This window comes from Aeromonas sp. NJAU223, assembly GCF_051125555.1.
Taxonomy (GTDB): Bacteria; Pseudomonadota; Gammaproteobacteria; order Enterobacterales; family Aeromonadaceae; genus Aeromonas; species Aeromonas veronii_G.
Genome location: NZ_CP144204.1, coordinates 497,641 through 512,768, shown reverse-complemented (window position 1 = coordinate 512,768; position 15,128 = coordinate 497,641). Strand labels below are relative to the sequence as shown.

General features: G+C 61.9%; 12 protein-coding genes and 4 tRNA genes. 3 read left to right on the top strand and 13 right to left on the bottom strand.

Annotation, left to right across the window (positions count from 1 at the left end; translation table 11 throughout):
• Positions 1-51: 51 nt before the first annotated feature.
• The 7 genes from VZC39_RS02445 to plsY form a co-directional block, all read right to left on the bottom strand.
• Positions 52-1,059 (bottom strand): OmpA family protein, encoded by a 1,008-nt coding sequence (locus VZC39_RS02445; protein WP_349920845.1) that lies wholly within the window; start codon positions 1,057-1,059, stop codon positions 52-54.
• Positions 1,060-1,327: 268 nt separating this feature from the next.
• Complete coding sequence (locus VZC39_RS02440) at positions 1,328-1,660, bottom strand: YegP family protein (RefSeq protein WP_434665395.1); 333 nt, start codon at positions 1,658-1,660, stop codon at positions 1,328-1,330.
• 121 nt (positions 1,661-1,781) lie between these two features.
• Positions 1,782-1,857 (bottom strand) — tRNA-Asn (locus VZC39_RS02435).
• A gap of 44 nt (positions 1,858-1,901) precedes the next feature.
• A tRNA-Phe gene (locus VZC39_RS02430) sits at positions 1,902-1,977 on the bottom strand.
• A gap of 3 nt (positions 1,978-1,980) precedes the next feature.
• Positions 1,981-2,056 (bottom strand) — tRNA-Thr (locus VZC39_RS02425).
• Between the two features lie 52 nt (positions 2,057-2,108).
• Positions 2,109-2,184 (bottom strand) — tRNA-Phe (locus VZC39_RS02420).
• A gap of 47 nt (positions 2,185-2,231) precedes the next feature.
• Positions 2,232-2,894, bottom strand: a complete 663-nt coding sequence (plsY, locus tag VZC39_RS02415; protein ID WP_434665392.1) for a glycerol-3-phosphate 1-O-acyltransferase PlsY — start codon at positions 2,892-2,894, stop codon at positions 2,232-2,234.
• A gap of 159 nt (positions 2,895-3,053) precedes the next feature.
• On the opposite strand from plsY, the gene folB reads away from it, so the two are divergent.
• The 3 genes from folB to VZC39_RS02400 all read left to right on the top strand — a co-directional run bounded on the left by folB (position 3,054) and on the right by VZC39_RS02400 (position 4,568).
• Positions 3,054-3,425 carry a dihydroneopterin aldolase gene (gene folB, locus VZC39_RS02410; RefSeq protein ID WP_349920842.1) on the top strand — a complete coding sequence of 124 codons (372 nt, stop codon included), beginning with the start codon at positions 3,054-3,056 and terminating at the stop codon, positions 3,423-3,425.
• 25 nt (positions 3,426-3,450) lie between these two features.
• Positions 3,451-3,960, top strand: coding sequence for a 2-amino-4-hydroxy-6-hydroxymethyldihydropteridine diphosphokinase (gene folK, locus VZC39_RS02405; RefSeq protein WP_434665390.1), 510 nt, complete (start codon positions 3,451-3,453; stop codon positions 3,958-3,960).
• Positions 3,961-4,079: 119 nt separating this feature from the next.
• Complete coding sequence (locus tag VZC39_RS02400) at positions 4,080-4,568, top strand: YbaK/EbsC family protein (protein WP_434665387.1); 489 nt, start codon at positions 4,080-4,082, stop codon at positions 4,566-4,568.
• Positions 4,569-4,644: 76 nt separating this feature from the next.
• Here the strand turns inward: VZC39_RS02400 and mdtD are convergent, their stop codons facing one another.
• From mdtD to acnB, 6 genes are all read right to left on the bottom strand, one after another.
• Positions 4,645-6,045, bottom strand: a complete 1,401-nt coding sequence (gene mdtD / locus VZC39_RS02395) for a multidrug transporter subunit MdtD (RefSeq protein ID WP_434665386.1) — start codon at positions 6,043-6,045, stop codon at positions 4,645-4,647.
• A gap of 103 nt (positions 6,046-6,148) precedes the next feature.
• Positions 6,149-7,276: a CobW family GTP-binding protein gene (locus VZC39_RS02390; protein ID WP_349920838.1), complete on the bottom strand. Its 1,128-nt coding sequence runs from the start codon at positions 7,274-7,276 to the stop codon at positions 6,149-6,151.
• Between the two features lie 123 nt (positions 7,277-7,399).
• Positions 7,400-8,794 carry a D-arabinono-1,4-lactone oxidase gene (locus VZC39_RS02385; RefSeq protein ID WP_349920837.1) on the bottom strand — a complete coding sequence of 465 codons (1,395 nt, stop codon included), beginning with the start codon at positions 8,792-8,794 and terminating at the stop codon, positions 7,400-7,402.
• A 112-nt stretch (positions 8,795-8,906) separates the two neighbouring features.
• Positions 8,907-10,481 carry an EAL domain-containing protein gene (locus tag VZC39_RS02380; RefSeq protein WP_349920836.1) on the bottom strand — a complete coding sequence of 525 codons (1,575 nt, stop codon included), beginning with the start codon at positions 10,479-10,481 and terminating at the stop codon, positions 8,907-8,909.
• Positions 10,482-10,559: 78 nt separating this feature from the next.
• Positions 10,560-12,110: an EAL domain-containing protein gene (locus tag VZC39_RS02375; protein WP_349920835.1), complete on the bottom strand. Its 1,551-nt coding sequence runs from the start codon at positions 12,108-12,110 to the stop codon at positions 10,560-10,562.
• 228 nt (positions 12,111-12,338) lie between these two features.
• Positions 12,339-14,936, bottom strand: coding sequence for a bifunctional aconitate hydratase 2/2-methylisocitrate dehydratase (acnB, locus tag VZC39_RS02370; protein WP_349920834.1), 2,598 nt, complete (start codon positions 14,934-14,936; stop codon positions 12,339-12,341).
• Positions 14,937-15,128 lie beyond the last annotated feature (192 nt).

The following is a 15,128-nucleotide window of genomic DNA, read 5'->3' as shown; positions in this document are numbered from 1 at the left end:
AAGAGGGGATGCCATGGCATCCCCTCTTCATATCACCCGGGCAGGATCAGCTTACTGCTGGACTTCCTGCACGCCGGAGACGCGCACTTCCACGCGGCGATCCGGGGAGAGGCAGGCGATCAGCTCATTGCCCTTGACGCCGTCACACTGGGTGCCGGTCACGGGGTCGGCTTCGCCATGGCCCTCGACGGAGATCTTGCTGGCCGGCAAGCCCTTGCTCACCAGGAAGTCGGCCACGCTGCGAGCGCGCTCTTCGGACAGCTTCTGGTTGTAGGCCTCGGAGCCGACGCGATCGGAGTAACCCACGACGATGGCGCTGCCATCCTTGGGCTGGGATGCCGTGATCTGCTGATACAGACCGTTCAGGGCATCCACCCCTTCCGGTTTCAGATCTGCCTTGCCGAAGGCAAACAGCACATCAGAGCTCAGGGTGAAGTTCTTCTCGACGACTTCGGGTGCCGCGGCCTCAGCAACTACAGGGGCGGCCACCGGTGCGACATAGGAAGTGCGGAACGGATGGTAGACGGCTTCCAGGGTCGTCACGCTCTGGTTGGACTTGTACTGCTCGCCAGTGTGGGTGGTCAGGTCTGCCACATCCCACATGTAGCGGTAGCGCGCCTGCAGATCCAGTGCATCGTTGACCTTGTAGGTCAGACCGGCACCGGCCAGCGGGGAAACGCGGGTATCGCTGGTGCCCAGACCGTCGGTATGGCCCCAGTAGGCGCCCGCTTCACCGAACAGGGAGAAGTTCTCGCCAAGGGGCAGACGCGCAATACCGGACAAGGTGGCACCTTGGCTCTCGTAACGGTTGCCATCGGTGTTGCCGCGGCCGGTGTACTGGTAGCCCAGCTCGGATCCGAAGTATTCGTTGAAGTTGTAACCGGCAAAGACGTTGGCCGCCGCGGCATCTTCTTCGCCCGTGTTGACGCCTTCAATCTTGTTCAGGCCGTTGAAGTGGGTCGCACCCACGCCGGCACCGAAATAGAAGTCATCGCTTGCGTGTGCAGTCGTCGCCGCCAGTGCCAATGCAATCCATACAGGTTTCAGTCTCAAAGTCATCACAACCTCATCTATCTTGGGTTACGGGTTTGTCACCCTTATTCTTACTGAGTGCCAATTGTACCGGCTGAACCTTGTACAGAAGCTTAAGCGGCGGGACGCTTTGCCAGATACGGCTTGCTAGTCATTCACATAACTCCTTTGTTTTCAGTCCATTGCATCAGCAAAACGGCGCCAAACTGCCCGGATGCAAAACAGCGCTGATCCGGCATTCCAAACAAAAAAAGAGCGCCGCAGCGCTCCTGGTTCACATCGAAAGGTATCCGGATCAGAGGGTCAGATCCTTGATGGTCTGGGTCGGGCCATTGGTCTGGACCGACTGGATGCCATTTTGTGCCGACGCCTTGCTGGCATACATCTGGCTGGAGCCGATGACCTGATGGTTTTTGGCTTTCAGCGTGAAGTGATACTGACCATTGGCCGCCTCTTTCAGATCATATTGCCCCGCCTCCTGGGCATTGGTCTGGACCGAGGCGATGCCGTTCTGGGCCGCCGCCTTGCTGGTATACATCTCGCTATTGAGGATCACCTGATCATTGCCCGCCTTGAGCACAAAGTAGAACTGGTCGTTCTTGGCTCGCTTCAGTTCATAGCTTCCCATCGTCTTCTCCTCGCCATCAGTGGGTGCGCCTATCAGGCTAGTCCGCTTTTCAGCGATACTGATGACGGTGAGCGAGAAACATAAAAAAAGACCCTTGTCTTGCGACAAGGGTCTTTTGAATTGGCTCCTCCTACTGGACTTGAACCAGTGACATACGGATTAACAGTCCGCCGTTCTACCGACTGAACTAAGGAGGAATCGTACTTTGGAGCCCAGATATTGCTATCTCAGCATCCTAACGTGGTGCCCAGAGACGGAATCGAACCGCCGACACGGGGATTTTCAATCCCCTGCTCTACCGACTGAGCTATCTGGGCAAATGGTGCCGGCTACCGGAATCGAACTGGTGACCTACTGATTACAAGTCAGTTGCTCTACCTACTGAGCTAAGCCGGCACACTTTAAACCATTGTGCATGAACAAATTTTTATTTCATGGCACCAAATTTTGGTGCCCAGAGACGGAATCGAACCGCCGACACGGGGATTTTCAATCCCCTGCTCTACCGACTGAGCTATCTGGGCGTGGGCGCTATTAAACGGATTTTACGGCAGGTGGTCAACGGGAAATTTCACTTTTTGTCTCGTTCGTCTCTTTTTTGCGCAGCATCATCCATTTCTGTCACTTCCGTAGCAGAAGCCGCCCTGCGGCGCCCCCAGAGGCGAGACTCCTCCCCTTTCAGCAAGCGGGTGATGTTCTCGTGATGGCGGATGAGAATGAGGCAGGAGAGCAGGGAGACCGGCAGGGTGTACTCGGGTTTGAGCAGGTAGGTAAAGAGCGGCGTCAGCAGCACGGTCACGATGGAGGCCAGGGAGGAATAGCCGCTCACCACCAGCACCAGCAACCAGGTCGCGATGGCCGCGCCCCCCATGGCGAAGCCGATGGGCAGCATGGTGCCGAGCGCGGTGGCGACCCCCTTGCCGCCGCGAAAATGGAAGAAGAGGGGATACATGTGACCAAGGCAGGCCGCCACCCCGATGAAGCCGAGGTAGACCGGCTTTATCTCCAGATACCAGGCGAGGTAGACGGGGGCCATGCCCTTGAGCACATCCAGCAGCAGAACGATCAACGCCGCCAACCGACCACCGAGGCGCAACACATTGGTCGCCCCCGGATTGTGGGAGCCGTGATCCCGGGGATCCGGCAATCCGGTGAAGCGGGAAACCAGCACGGCACTGGACAGTGAACCACCCAGGTAGGCCAGAATAATCATTAAAATCGTCAGGGCCGTCATCTTGGTCGTTTTTACCACGATATGAATGGGGTATGATGCGGGCCACATTCTCTGGCCTGGGCGCGTCGCCCAAACCGACCGTCAGCGGCAATCTGCTTGCCAGGCCAGCATCCCAGCGCTGTCTTCACAGCCCATCAAGAGTAAAGAAGAAGTACTGTCATGGACAAGGTGTTTATTCGCGGACTCGAGGTTTTGACCACCATAGGGGTCTATGAGTGGGAGAAGGGCATTCGCCAGAAGCTCAGCTTCGATCTCGAGATGGGGTTCGACAACCGCCCCGCCGCCGCAACCGACGATATCAAGCTGGCACTGGACTACGCCACCCTCTCCCGCAAGATCTGTGATCACGCCGCCAACACCGTCGTCGAACTGGTGGAGACCATGGCCGAACAGGTCGCCGCGCTGGTGCTGGCCGACGCGCGCGTGCAATGGGTCAAGGTCACCCTGACCAAGCCGACCGCCGTGCCCAATGCCGCCGGCGTCGGTGTCGAGATCCTGCGTCACCGCACGCCGGCCGCGAGTGCCCAGTGAGTCAGCCCGTCGGGAGGAAGCATCCATGACCCGCATCTACATCAGTCTGGGCTCCAACATAGAGCGGGAGCGCCACATCCGGGCCGGGCTCGATGCCCTGCATGCCGAGTTTGGCGAACTCCAGGTCTCCCGGGTCTTTGAAAGTGCGGCAGTGGGCTTCAACGGCCGCCCCTTCTACAACCTTGTGGTGGGGGCCGGAACGGATCTCCCGCTGACAACCCTGTGCCAGCGGTTGCGGGCCATGGAGTTTGCCCACGGCCGCGAGCCGGATGCCAAGAAGTTCGCCCCTCGCACCCTGGATCTGGATCTGTTGCTCTACGGGAGCCTGGTGTGCGAAGGGCCGGTCGAGCTGCCCCGTGCCGAGATCCTCACCAACGCCTTCGTGCTCTGGCCGCTGGCCGAACTGGCCCCCGAGCTGCGCCATCCCCGCGATGGCCGCACCCTCGGCGAGCTGTGGCACGCCTACGACAAGGCCTCCCAGCAGCTCTGCCCCATCCCCTTCCAGTGGGAAGCCAGCGAGTTGCAACCCCATTGAGCGACGAGGGCACCCAGGGTGCCCTCGTTGTTTATCCGTCCTCCCTTATCCGTCATAAGAAAGGGTGATTGGGCTCGAGCCAGATCGGCTGGCACTATGGCCCCAGACAGGAGACCCCCATGCCACTCGATACCATTCACGACTTCAACAGCCAACTGCTGGCAGACCTTCCCCACCAGCGCTACCAGCACGAACCCATCCTGGACTACGCCACCGACGAGCGGGTCAAGGCCCGCCTCGGCTGGCAGGCCGAATTCAGCAAGACCCTGTTTCTCAAGTTCAAGGATGGCCGCTTCGCCCTGCTGCTGACCCACAGGGACGGACGGCTGGACAACAAGGTGGTCAAGGCGAGTCTGGGAGCCAAGCCCTCCATCTGTACGGCCGAGGAGATGCAGGCGGAGATCGGCTGCCTGCCGGGGGCGGTCTGCCCCTTCCTGCCCCGTGCCGACATCCCCCTGCTGGTTGACCCACTCCTGCTGACCCACGAGGCCTTCACCTGGACCCCGGGCCATCCGGAGCAGACCTTCCTGCTGGCCACCGAGCATCTGGCCGAGGTGCTGGCCCGGCTGCCCTGCCCGGTCAGCTATCTGCGCGCCTCACAGGCCTGAGCCGCGCAGCTCCCCCACCCGAATCAAGCACCGCAATGACCCTTTCTCCCCCGTCATCAGGGAGAAAGGCGTCGGCTCAGCCCCTTCTCTCCTGCTTGCCCAGCTGGGCGAAGATCAGCGCCGCCAGCATGGACATCAGACCGATGCACAGATAGGTGAGGTGGAAGCCACCGAGCCAGAATTCGCTGTCCCCCGCCGGTCTGCCGGCAGAGAAGAGGCCGAGCAGGCTGGCGGCGATGGCCACCCCCAGGCTCATGGAGAGCTGCATCACCACCGACAGCAGGCCGTTGCCGCTGCTGGCATGCTCCGGACTCAGATCCTGCAGGGTGAGGGTGTTCATGGCGGAGAACTGCAACGAGTTGATGGCGCCGAACACCGCCAGCCAGACCAGCAGCACCCCGTGGGGCACCTGGTTGTCGATGAAGTAGAAGCTGGCGATCATCACCCCCAGCGTCAGGGTATTGCCGATCAGGATGCGGCGGTAACCGATGCGGGGAATGAGCTTGTTGACCAGCGTCTTGGTCAGGATGGCGCCGATCACGGTCGGGATCATGGTCATCCCCGCCTTGCTCGGCGAGAAGCCCAGCCCCAGTTGCAGGAAGAGCGGGGTGAGGAAGGGCATGGCACCACTGCCGAGGCGGGCGAACAGGTTGCCCCAGATGCCGATGGCGAAGGTCGAGGTCTTGAACAGCGCCAGGCTGAACAGCGGCTGCTCGGCATTGGCGGCATAGAGCCAGTAGCTCGCCATGGCGGCGAGGCCGAACAAGACGGCAAACAGCGCCCAGCCAGTCGATATACTGTGCTCCCCCAACCCCTGCAAACCGACAGATACCAACACCATACCGACGCTGAACAGCACAAAACCCTGCCAGTCAAACCTGGCCGTCTGCTGTTTCAGCTCCGGCATGAAGCTCCAGCTGGCGATGAAGCCGACCAGGCCCACCGGCAGGTTGATGAGGAACACCCAGTGCCAGCTCGCCACCTCCACCAGCCAGCCCCCCAGCGCCGGACCGATGAGGGGCCCGAGCAGACCGGGGATGGTGACAAACGACATCACTCGCAGCAGCTCGTGCTTGCTGTAGACCCGCAGCACGGCGAGCCGCCCGATGGGCATCAGCAACGCCCCGCCCACCCCTTGCAGCACCCTTGCTGCCACCAGCAGCGGCAGGGTGTTGGCCACGGCACAAGCCAGGGATCCCAGAGTAAACAGCAGGATGGCCGCCAGATAGACCCGGCGGGTACCGAAACGGTCGGCCAGCCAGCCGGAGGCGGGAATGAGCAGGGCCACCGTCAGCATGTAGGCGATGATCACCGACTGCATCTGCAGCGGGCTCTCTCCCAGAGCCGCCGCCATGCTGGGCAAGGCGGTATTGAGAATGGTGCCGTCCAGCGTCTGCATGAAAAAGCCGACCGCCGTCAGCAGGGGCAGCCACTTGCGTTGTGCCGGGGTAACCAGGTGCGAGTTGTCGTCGGGCATGGAGTCACCTCTTGTGGACCTGAACATCGTTGAACCGAAAATGGTTGGCCTGAAAATACGTTGCCTAAAAATAGACCCGCACGGCGGCGGGTCATATCAAAAACTACTGGTCGGGTGTCCCCAACATGGTTCTGAGCTGCTCTTCCAGGCTGGGCTCGGGGGCCTTGAGGGTATCGAGGAACAACTGCTCTATCCCGCCCTTGTCCCGGCTCTTGACGATGAACACCAAGCGGGACTGGGCCCGTCCCTCCGGCCACTCTCCCAGGCTCTGCAACGGATAGAGCTGGCCGTGCACGCCGTGGATCACCACGGGCTGGCTCTCTCCCTCCAGCAGCAATATGCCCTTGAGCCGCAGCAGGGCATCGCCATACTGCGCCTGTATCGCGTCGATGGCCGCCAGCAGGCGGGCAGGCTTCAAGGGCTCGCCGATGCGCAGGGAGAAACTCTCGATGTCACCATGGTCGAAATGGGTCGGTGCGGCCGTGCCCACTTTGGCGGCGAAGGGCTTCATTCTGGGCTGCATCGGGGAGGCCAGCCCCTGTTTCGGGGATTCGGTACGCAGCCAGGCGAGCAACTGGCGCACATCGCGCCCCGCCGCCTCGTTGTAGGCACCGAGCGTCTCCAGCACCCGCGGCGAGAGCACGCCGTTGCTGACCCGCTCGATGGGGGCTGCCGGATTGAGGGTCGCCAGCTGGGCTTCCACCCTGTCCAGCGTCTCGGCATCCACCAGATCCCCCTTGCTCACCACCAGCAAGTCCGCCAGCGCCACCTGCTTGACCGCCTCGTACTGGGCCGCCAACTGCTGCTCGATGTGGCCGGCATCCACCACGGTCACGGTGCCGTCGAAACGGTAACGCTGGGCGATGAAGCCCTCTTCCCTCAGGGTGAACAGCACGGGGGCCGGATCGGCAAGCCCTGTGGTCTCGATGATGAGCCGCTTGAAGGGTTTGATCTTGCGCTGAATGGCCTTCATAAAGAGCCCCTGCAGCGCCTCCACCAGGGAGCCCTGCACCGAGCAGCAGATGCAACCGGAATCGAGCAGCACCACCTGCTCGTCCACCTGTTGCACCAGATGATGATCCAGCCCCACGGAGCCGAATTCGTTGATAAGCACGGCGCACTCACCAAGCTCGGGCTGCTTCACCCAGTGATTGAGCAAGGTGGTCTTGCCGCTGCCAAGAAATCCGGTCAGCAGGGTGACGGGGATACGAGTGTCTTGCGGGTCAGTCATGTCAAATCCTTAAAACCTGTCGTCATGGGGCCTGAAAGGGTTATTGTTTCCCCTCATCCCCAACCCTTCTCCCGCCAGGGGAGAAGGGAGCAAAAATGCCTCTCCCTATCGAAGAGGCCGCCCTCAGCGGTTGGCAAACAGATCGCTGAGCCAGCGGTTCTCGAAGCGGCCATGGGGATCCAGTTCGGCCTTGAGGGCCAGGAAGTCGTGCCAGCGTGGCAGCAGGGCCGGAAAGTCGTAGAGATCCATCGCCAGATGCTTGCCAAAGTGCGGTGTTCCGCCGAGCGGCACCAGCAGTTGCTGCAGTTCGCGCATCTGCTCCATGGAGCCCCCGACAAAGGTGCCGTCCGCCGCCAGATAGACCAGGAACCCTATCCAGCACACCGACTTGCCATAGGCGGCGCTGAGCCAGGCCTCGGAGGGGCCGGTGCAGCGCAGGATGAAGGGATAGTGCAGCACGCCGGGGTTGGCCTCCTGCCAGGCCTGCAACAGGGTCAGCGCCTCCCCCATCCGCGCGAGGGGCACCGCCACCTCGCAGTTGATCTGGGGCGCCGGTATCCCCTTGCAGAGGATCTGGTAGACGTTGCCCACCAGATCCGAGGCATCCTTGAAGCGGCGCACCGTCTCGAAGTGCTCCCCGGCCCTGGCCTCGTCCTTGGTGTCCTTGGCCATCTTCTGCAAGGTGGCGTCGATGGTCGCGTTCATGCGCCCGTCCACATCCCCTTCCAGCAGCAGGGGCTCGCAGCCCCCGGCGCGGTAGCGGGCCACCTCCTCCTCGGAGGCGGGATCCACCAGCCAGATGTGGCTCTCGCCAGTCCAGGCGAACCACCAGCTCTTCACGAAGCTGTGTTCACGGTTGAGCCGCTCGTTGTGCTCCAGCAGGAAGGGGTAGTCGGTGGTGAACTTGGTGCAACGCATGATGCGGTTCGGCACCGTGTAGAGGGTCACATCCAGCAGGATGCCGAGCATCCCCATGCCCATGACGAAGGCGCCGAAGCGGGGATCGGTGCGATCCACCCGGATGATGTCGCCGCTCGCCAGCATGATGGTCAGGGCCGCCACCGCATCGCACAGGGCAGACTGGTGCAACCCCTGGCCGTGGGTGCCGGTGCTGAGCGCCCCGCCCAGGGTCTGGATGCCGATGACCCCCGGGGAGGCCGGCAGCATCCGCTCCATGGCGATGAGATCGGCATAGACGGTATCAAGCGGCGTGCCCGCCTGGTAGGTGACGGTATCCGCCGTGCTAGCGAGCTGGCCGCGCAGGTGGTACAGGTCCACCAGCAGCGCCTGCTTGCCCTCGGCATAGACGCTGTGGATGGGTTCAAACGACAGGCCGGAGCCGATCAGCCGCAGCTTGCGCTCCGGGTGCTCCCGCAGCAGCGCTTGCAGCTCGTCCCGGCTCTTGGGGCGCCACACCTGATCCAGGGCGCCAAGGGGGTTGGTCCTGGACCAGTTGAACAGCACCTCCCGATTGCCAATCGCCTTGATGCTGTGAAATGCCTGGAACCTGACCGTCATACCGCGCCTCATCTGACTTCGAAGTGAGCAGCAATTCTACCGAAAAGTGCTCGCCAAGGCATGAAAAACAAGCCCCTACAGTCGTGGATGAGAAAGGGTTGGCGCCAACGACTCAGGCCAGCAGCGGCGCGGAGGCGGACTCCACAACAGTGGCGGCCTGGCGCAGCTCCCCCTGAAACTGCGGCAACGGCACCGGCTGACCAAACAGATAACCCTGCAAGAAGGTCACCTTGCCCCTGAGGTAGTCCGCCTGCTGGCGGGTCTCGACGCCCTCCGCCACCAGCGACAGGCCGAGCCGCCGCCCCAGATCGATCACGTTGTCGACGATGTGCTTGGAGAGAGACTCCGTGCCTATCCTGCCAATGAACGACTTGTCGATCTTGAGGTAATCCACGTTGAACTGCTGCAGATAGACCAGGCTGGAGTGGCCGGTACCGAAGTCATCGATGGAGAGCCTGACCCCCATCTCGTTGAGTTGTCCAAACAGCGACAGGGTCTGGGGATCCGCCACCAGCAACTCCCGCTCGGTCAGCTCCAGCACCAGCACCACCTGACCCGGGGCGAAGTGGGCAAGAAAACGGCGGCACTCATCGAGCAGCGCCATGTCCCGGCAGTGGGCGGCACTGATGTTGAAACTGATATGAAAACCCTGGGGGAGCAGCGCCCGTTCGCTCCCCAGCACCCTGGCGACCTCTTCCATCAAGAGCGTCGTCATGGGCACGATCAGGCCGCTCACCTCCGCCTGGGGAATGAAGAGATCCGGGCGGATCAGGCCTGCCTCGGGGTGGCGCCAGCGCATCAGCACCTCGGCCCCCACGATGGCCTCGCTGTCCGTGGCGACCAGCGGCTGCAGGAAGGGTTCGAACTCCCGGGCCTTCAGGGCACGCGCCAACTCGTTGGCCGGTGAGCGGGGCCGCCCCAGCAGCCACCAGACACTCAGGGCGAAGGTGAGGCTGAGCCCGACCAGCAACCAGAGCCCGAACCAGTGCTGCTGTACCATGTCTCGCCAGCTGGGGGGCTGATTGTGCCCCGCGTAAATGGAGAAGGGATAAACCTCGGATCCCAGGATGACCTCCATCCGATCCGGCAGACCCGGGGCATGCCGGAAGAAGTGGCCCTGACGGTCGAGCCAGTGGGGCCCGACCCTGAGCATGATGGTCATGGTGGGATCGTTGAGTCCCAGCATGAAGTTGAGGTAATCCCCATCGATGACGCTCAGCACCGAGTGCTGGCCCGACTCGGCCCGCACCATCAGATAGGGGTGCCCCTGCCGCACCGGACTCACGTTGTTGAGCAGCAGAGTCCCGCTGGCAAACTCCCCCATCGAGTAGGATGAGCGATAAGGACCAAAGCGCGAGGAGCAATAGATGTCATCCCGCTTGGCCAGGTTGACCGAGCGCACGAAGGGCACCAGGGCGACCTGCTCTCGCAGGGCTGCCTGAACCGGACCGCAAGGCTTGCCCAGCAGCGGCAACACCTGCCGATTGGCGGCCTCTGCGTTATTTAGCATCGTTTCAAGCAGATTGACGGTATGAGACGCTGCCTCCACGGCTTTCTTTCGCAGATTGCTCTGGTAGTGGCAATACCCCCCCCAGCTGCCAAGCAGCATGGGCGTGGAGAAGACCAGCATGGCGAAGAGCAGACGCAGCCAAGGATGGGACGCATTGATTCTGGGACGATAAGGCATAGAAGGTCCAGTGCAAAATGGCCGACCAGTTTATCCCCCGACCCTGAACTCAGCCCTAACCGCGCAAAAAACGACCAGTCAGGCGACCTTCACCCTGGCCGGCAAGCTTTCACAAAACTGCTGCAGCGGCATGGGCATGCCAAACAGATAGCCCTGCAGATAGTCGACCCCTTTCCTGCGCAGATAATCGGCCTGCTCCAGGGTCTCCACCCCTTCCGCCACCAGCGACAGCCCCAGCCGGGAGCCGAGATCGATGACGTTGTCGACGATGTGCTCGGAAAGCGACTCAGTGCCGATCCGGCCGATGAAGGAGCGATCGATCTTGAGGTAGTCCACCCGGAACTCTTGCAGGTATCGCAGGCTGGAGTGGCCAGTACCGAAGTCATCGATGGCGAGCCGGACTCCCATGTCATCCAGCTCCGTGAACAGGGCCAGCGTCTGGTCGTTGGCCACCAGCAGCTCCCGCTCGGTCAGTTCCAGCACCAGCACCACCCGGCCCGGGGAGAAGTGATCGAGAAAGGCGCGGCACTCCCTCACCAGGGTGCGATCCCGGCAATGGACGGCACTGATGTTGATGCCGATATGAAAGTCATCCGGCATCTCCCGTTGCCAGGCGCTCAGCTGCTCCGCGACCTGCTGCATCAGTTGCCGGGTCATGGGTACTATCATGCCGCTCTCCTCCGCCTGGGGGATGAAGAGGTCCGGGCGGATCAGACCCGAGACCGGATGCTGCCAGCGCATCAACACCTCGGCCCCCTTCAGGCGGCCATCGCCGCAACTCACCAGCGGCTGCAGGTAGGGCACGAACTCCCTGGCGCGCAGTGCACGCTTGAGATCCCCTTCCATCGAACCTGGCCGCCCCAGCAGCCACCATACCAGCAAGGCGATGGAGAAAGAGAAGCAGAGCAGCAGGCTGATAGTCAGATAACGAACCTGCCAGAGGCCGCGCCACACCGACGCGATATCCATGCCGGCATACATGGAGATGGGGTAGCGGCTGGAGGTGATGTCGGACGCCGCCAGGGTTGGCAATCTGGGGCTCCCCTCCATCAGGTCGCCCCTGTGGTTGAGCCACTCATCCCCCACCCGCAGCAAGATCTCTCCTTGCGACGGGGCGCTCAGGGTCAGCATGATCCTCAGATATTCCCGATCTATGGTGCTGAGCACATCCCCTTGGGTGGCCTGGCTGCGCACCGCCAACACCGGGTGCCTCGGCAGGATGCCATTGCCCGGCAGCAACCGCAGCACACCGTCACTGTAGCCACTGGCGTCATCCTGCCAACTGACGCTCCCCAGCAGGGAATTGCAGTAGATGTTGCCATCGGCGATGAGATTGGTGGTGCGCACGAAGGGAGCCAGCACCACCAGCTTGCGCATGGCGAACAGGGCCGTTTCGCAGGGGTGGTTGAGCAAGGGCAGCATGTTGCGATTGTGCTCCTCGGCATGATCCAGCATGACCTCCATCAGCTTCATCGCCCTGCTGGCCGCAAACTCTGACTGCTTGCTCAAGGTATTCAAATAGTTGGCATGTAGCTCCCAGAGCCCGAGCGTCACGGGCAGGGTGAAAACCAACAGGGCGCAGAGCAGGCGCCAGCAGGGCCGGGAGGCATCGAATCCAAACAGCTGCATAGATGAGGGTACCCATAAGAGAAACAGCAAACCCCGTCCCGATGAAAAACATGTGAGGGGCATCGATAAAAGGCTCCGCATCATATAGCGCCCTTCACGCGCCCCCTTGGCGCGAGATCATTTTTTGATCAGATGAAAGTAAAATGAAGCGCCGCCCACGGGACATAAAAAAACCCCGGCATGGGCCGGGGTTCTCATCTGATGACTCGCGCCCGTTGGCGCCAGCCCTTATACCGCTTGCTGCAGGATCACTTCATCGGCCTTCTTGGTGTAGGAGGCGATCTCGTTGAAGTTCAGGTAGCGATAGGTGTCCGCCGCGGTGGCGTCCAGGGACTTGGCGTACTGCAGGTACTCGTCCACGCTCGGGATCTTGCCGGTGATGGCGGCAACGGCAGCCAGCTCGGCAGAGGCCAGATAGACGTTGGCGCCCTTGCCCAGACGGTTCGGGAAGTTACGGGTGGAGGTGGAGACCACCGAGGCCCCTTCCGCAACCCGCGCCTGGTTGCCCATGCACAGGGAGCAGCCCGGGATCTCGATGCGGGCACCAACCCGGCCGAAGATGCCGTAATAACCCTCTTCGGTCAGCTGATCCTTGTCCATCTTGGTAGGCGGCGCTATCCACATGCGGGTCGGTAGCTCGCCCTGGTATTTCTCCAGCAGCTTGCCAGCGGCACGGAAGTGGCCGATGTTGGTCATGCAGGAACCGATGAACACCTCATCGATCTTGTCACCGGCGACCGTGCTCAGCAGACGGGCATCGTCCGGATCGTTCGGCGCACACAGGATGGGCTCCTTGATGGTGGCGAGATCGATCTCGATGATTTCGGCGTACTCGGCATCCTTGTCCGCTTCCATCAATACCGGGTTCGCCAGCCACTCTTCCATCCCCTTGATACGGCGGGTGATGGTGCGCACGTCGCCATAGCCTTCAGACAGCATCCATTTGAGCATCACGATGTTGGACTTCAGATACTCGATGATCGGCTCTTTATCCAGCTTGATGGTGCAACCGGCGGCGGAGCGCTCGGCGCTGGCATCGGCCAGTTCGAATGCCTGCTCCACCTTCAGGGTCGGCAGACCTTCGATCTCGAGGATGCGGCCGGAGAAGATGTTCTTCTTGCCCGCTTTCTCGACGGTCAGCAGACCGCGCTGGATGGCGGCGTAGGGAATGGCATGGACCAGATCCCGCAGGGTGATGCCAGGTTGCAGCTCACCCTTGAAACGCACCAGCACGGATTCCGGCATGTCCAGCGGCATCACGCCGGTGGCGGCGGCGAAGGCCACCAGGCCAGAACCCGCCGGGAAGGAGATCCCGATGGGGAAACGGGTGTGGGAGTCACCACCGGTACCCACGGTATCCGGCAGCAGCATGCGGTTCAGCCAGGAGTGGATGACGCCGTCACCCGGACGCAGGGAGACGCCGCCGCGGTTCATGATGAAGTCCGGCAGGGTGTGGTGGGTCTGCACGTCGATGGGCTTGGGATAGGCCGCGGTGTGGCAGAAGGACTGCATGGTCAGATCGGCGGAGAAGCCGAGGCAGGCCAGGTCTTTCAACTCATCGCGGGTCATCGGGCCCGTGGTGTCCTGGGAGCCGACCGTGGTCATCTTGGGCTCGCAGTAGGTGCCCGGACGGATGCCCTGCACGCCACACGCCTTGCCGACCATCTTCTGGGCCAGGGTGAAGCCCTTGCCGGTATCGGCCACCGGCTGCGGGCGACGGAACACGGTGGAGAACGGCAGACTCAGCGCTTCACGCGCCTTGTCGGTCAGGCCGCGGCCGATGATGAGCGGAATACGGCCACCGGCGCGCACTTCGTCGATCAGCACTTCGGTTTTCAGTTCGAACTGGGCCAGCACCTCGTCGGTGCCGTGACGCTTGATCTTGCCCTCATAGGGGAAGATGTCGATCACGTCGCCCATCTCCAGTTTGGAGACATCCACCTCGATGGGCAGGGCGCCGGCATCTTCCATGGTGTTGAAGAAGATGGGGGCGATCTTGCCGCCGAGGCAGACGCCACCGGCGCGCTTGTTCGGCACATGGGGGATGTCGTCACCCATGAACCAGAGCACGGAGTTGGTGGCGGACTTGCGGGAAGAACCCGTGCCGACCACGTCACCGACATAGGCCAGGGGGAAGCCGCTCTGCTTGAGTTCTTCGATGGCCTTGATGGGGCCGATGACGCCGTCCTTGTCCGGGGTGATGCCGGGGCGGGCGTTCTTCAACATGGCCAGGGCGTGCAGTGGAATGTCGGGACGGGACCAGGCATCCGGTGCCGGTGACAGGTCGTCGGTGTTGGTCTCGCCGGTCACCTTGAACACGGTGACGGTGATCTTCTCGGCCAGGGCCGGGCGATTGAGGAACCACTCGGCATCGGCCCAGGATTGCAGCACCTGCTTGGCGTGGGCGTTGCCCGCCTTGGCCTTCTCTTCCACGTCGTGGAAGGAGTCGAACATCAGCAGGGTGTGGGAGAGGCCCTTGGCAGCAAGAGGAGCCAGTGTGGCATCGTCCAGCAGATCGATCAGCGGCTGGATGTTGTAGCCGCCCTGCATGGTACCGAGCAGTTCGACCGCTTCGGCGGCGGTCAGGATCGGGGAGTGGGCCTCACCCTTGGCAATGGCGGTGAGGAAGCCGGCTTTCACATAGGCCGCTTCATCCACGCCCGGGGGAATGCGGGAGGCCAACAGCTCTTTCAGGAAATCTTGTTCACCGGCGGGCGGGTTCTTGAGAAGCTCAACCAGGGCGGCGACTTGCTCTGCATCCAGAGGCTTGGCGACTACGCCCTCGGCGGCACGTTCTGCGACGTGTTTACGGTATGTTTCAAGCACGACTAATTCCTCTTTGGTCTTTTTTTTGGGGCTCGCCCACGCTCGCGGCGATCGTCCTTGCGGGACACCCGTAGGGTGCCCCCCACTATATAAGTTTTAACGACTAATTAAAATCCAAAGCCTGTACGGTTATTCACCGGATCTACATAACCAACTAATGCCGTTCAATTTTTTTAAACACACAAAGCGTGC

Excerpts from the sequence above, each read along its gene's own strand:
- VZC39_RS02400 (WP_434665387.1), top strand. The coding sequence starts at position 4,080 with ATGCCACTCGATACCATTCACGACTTCAACAGCCAACTGCTGGCAGAC.
- VZC39_RS02375 (WP_349920835.1), bottom strand. The coding sequence starts at position 12,110 with ATGCAGCTGTTTGGATTCGATGCCTCCCGGCCCTGCTGGCGCCTGCTC.
- VZC39_RS02390 (WP_349920838.1), bottom strand. The coding sequence starts at position 7,276 with ATGACTGACCCGCAAGACACTCGTATCCCCGTCACCCTGCTGACCGGA.
- VZC39_RS02445 (WP_349920845.1), bottom strand. The coding sequence starts at position 1,059 with ATGACTTTGAGACTGAAACCTGTATGGATTGCATTGGCACTGGCGGCG.
- VZC39_RS02380 (WP_349920836.1), bottom strand. The coding sequence starts at position 10,481 with ATGCCTTATCGTCCCAGAATCAATGCGTCCCATCCTTGGCTGCGTCTG.
- folK (WP_434665390.1), top strand. The coding sequence starts at position 3,451 with ATGACCCGCATCTACATCAGTCTGGGCTCCAACATAGAGCGGGAGCGC.
- folB (WP_349920842.1), top strand. The coding sequence starts at position 3,054 with ATGGACAAGGTGTTTATTCGCGGACTCGAGGTTTTGACCACCATAGGG.
- mdtD (WP_434665386.1), bottom strand. The coding sequence starts at position 6,045 with ATGCCCGACGACAACTCGCACCTGGTTACCCCGGCACAACGCAAGTGG.
- VZC39_RS02440 (WP_434665395.1), bottom strand. The coding sequence starts at position 1,660 with ATGGGAAGCTATGAACTGAAGCGAGCCAAGAACGACCAGTTCTACTTT.
- plsY (WP_434665392.1), bottom strand. The coding sequence starts at position 2,894 with ATGACGGCCCTGACGATTTTAATGATTATTCTGGCCTACCTGGGTGGT.
- VZC39_RS02385 (WP_349920837.1), bottom strand. The coding sequence starts at position 8,794 with ATGACGGTCAGGTTCCAGGCATTTCACAGCATCAAGGCGATTGGCAAT.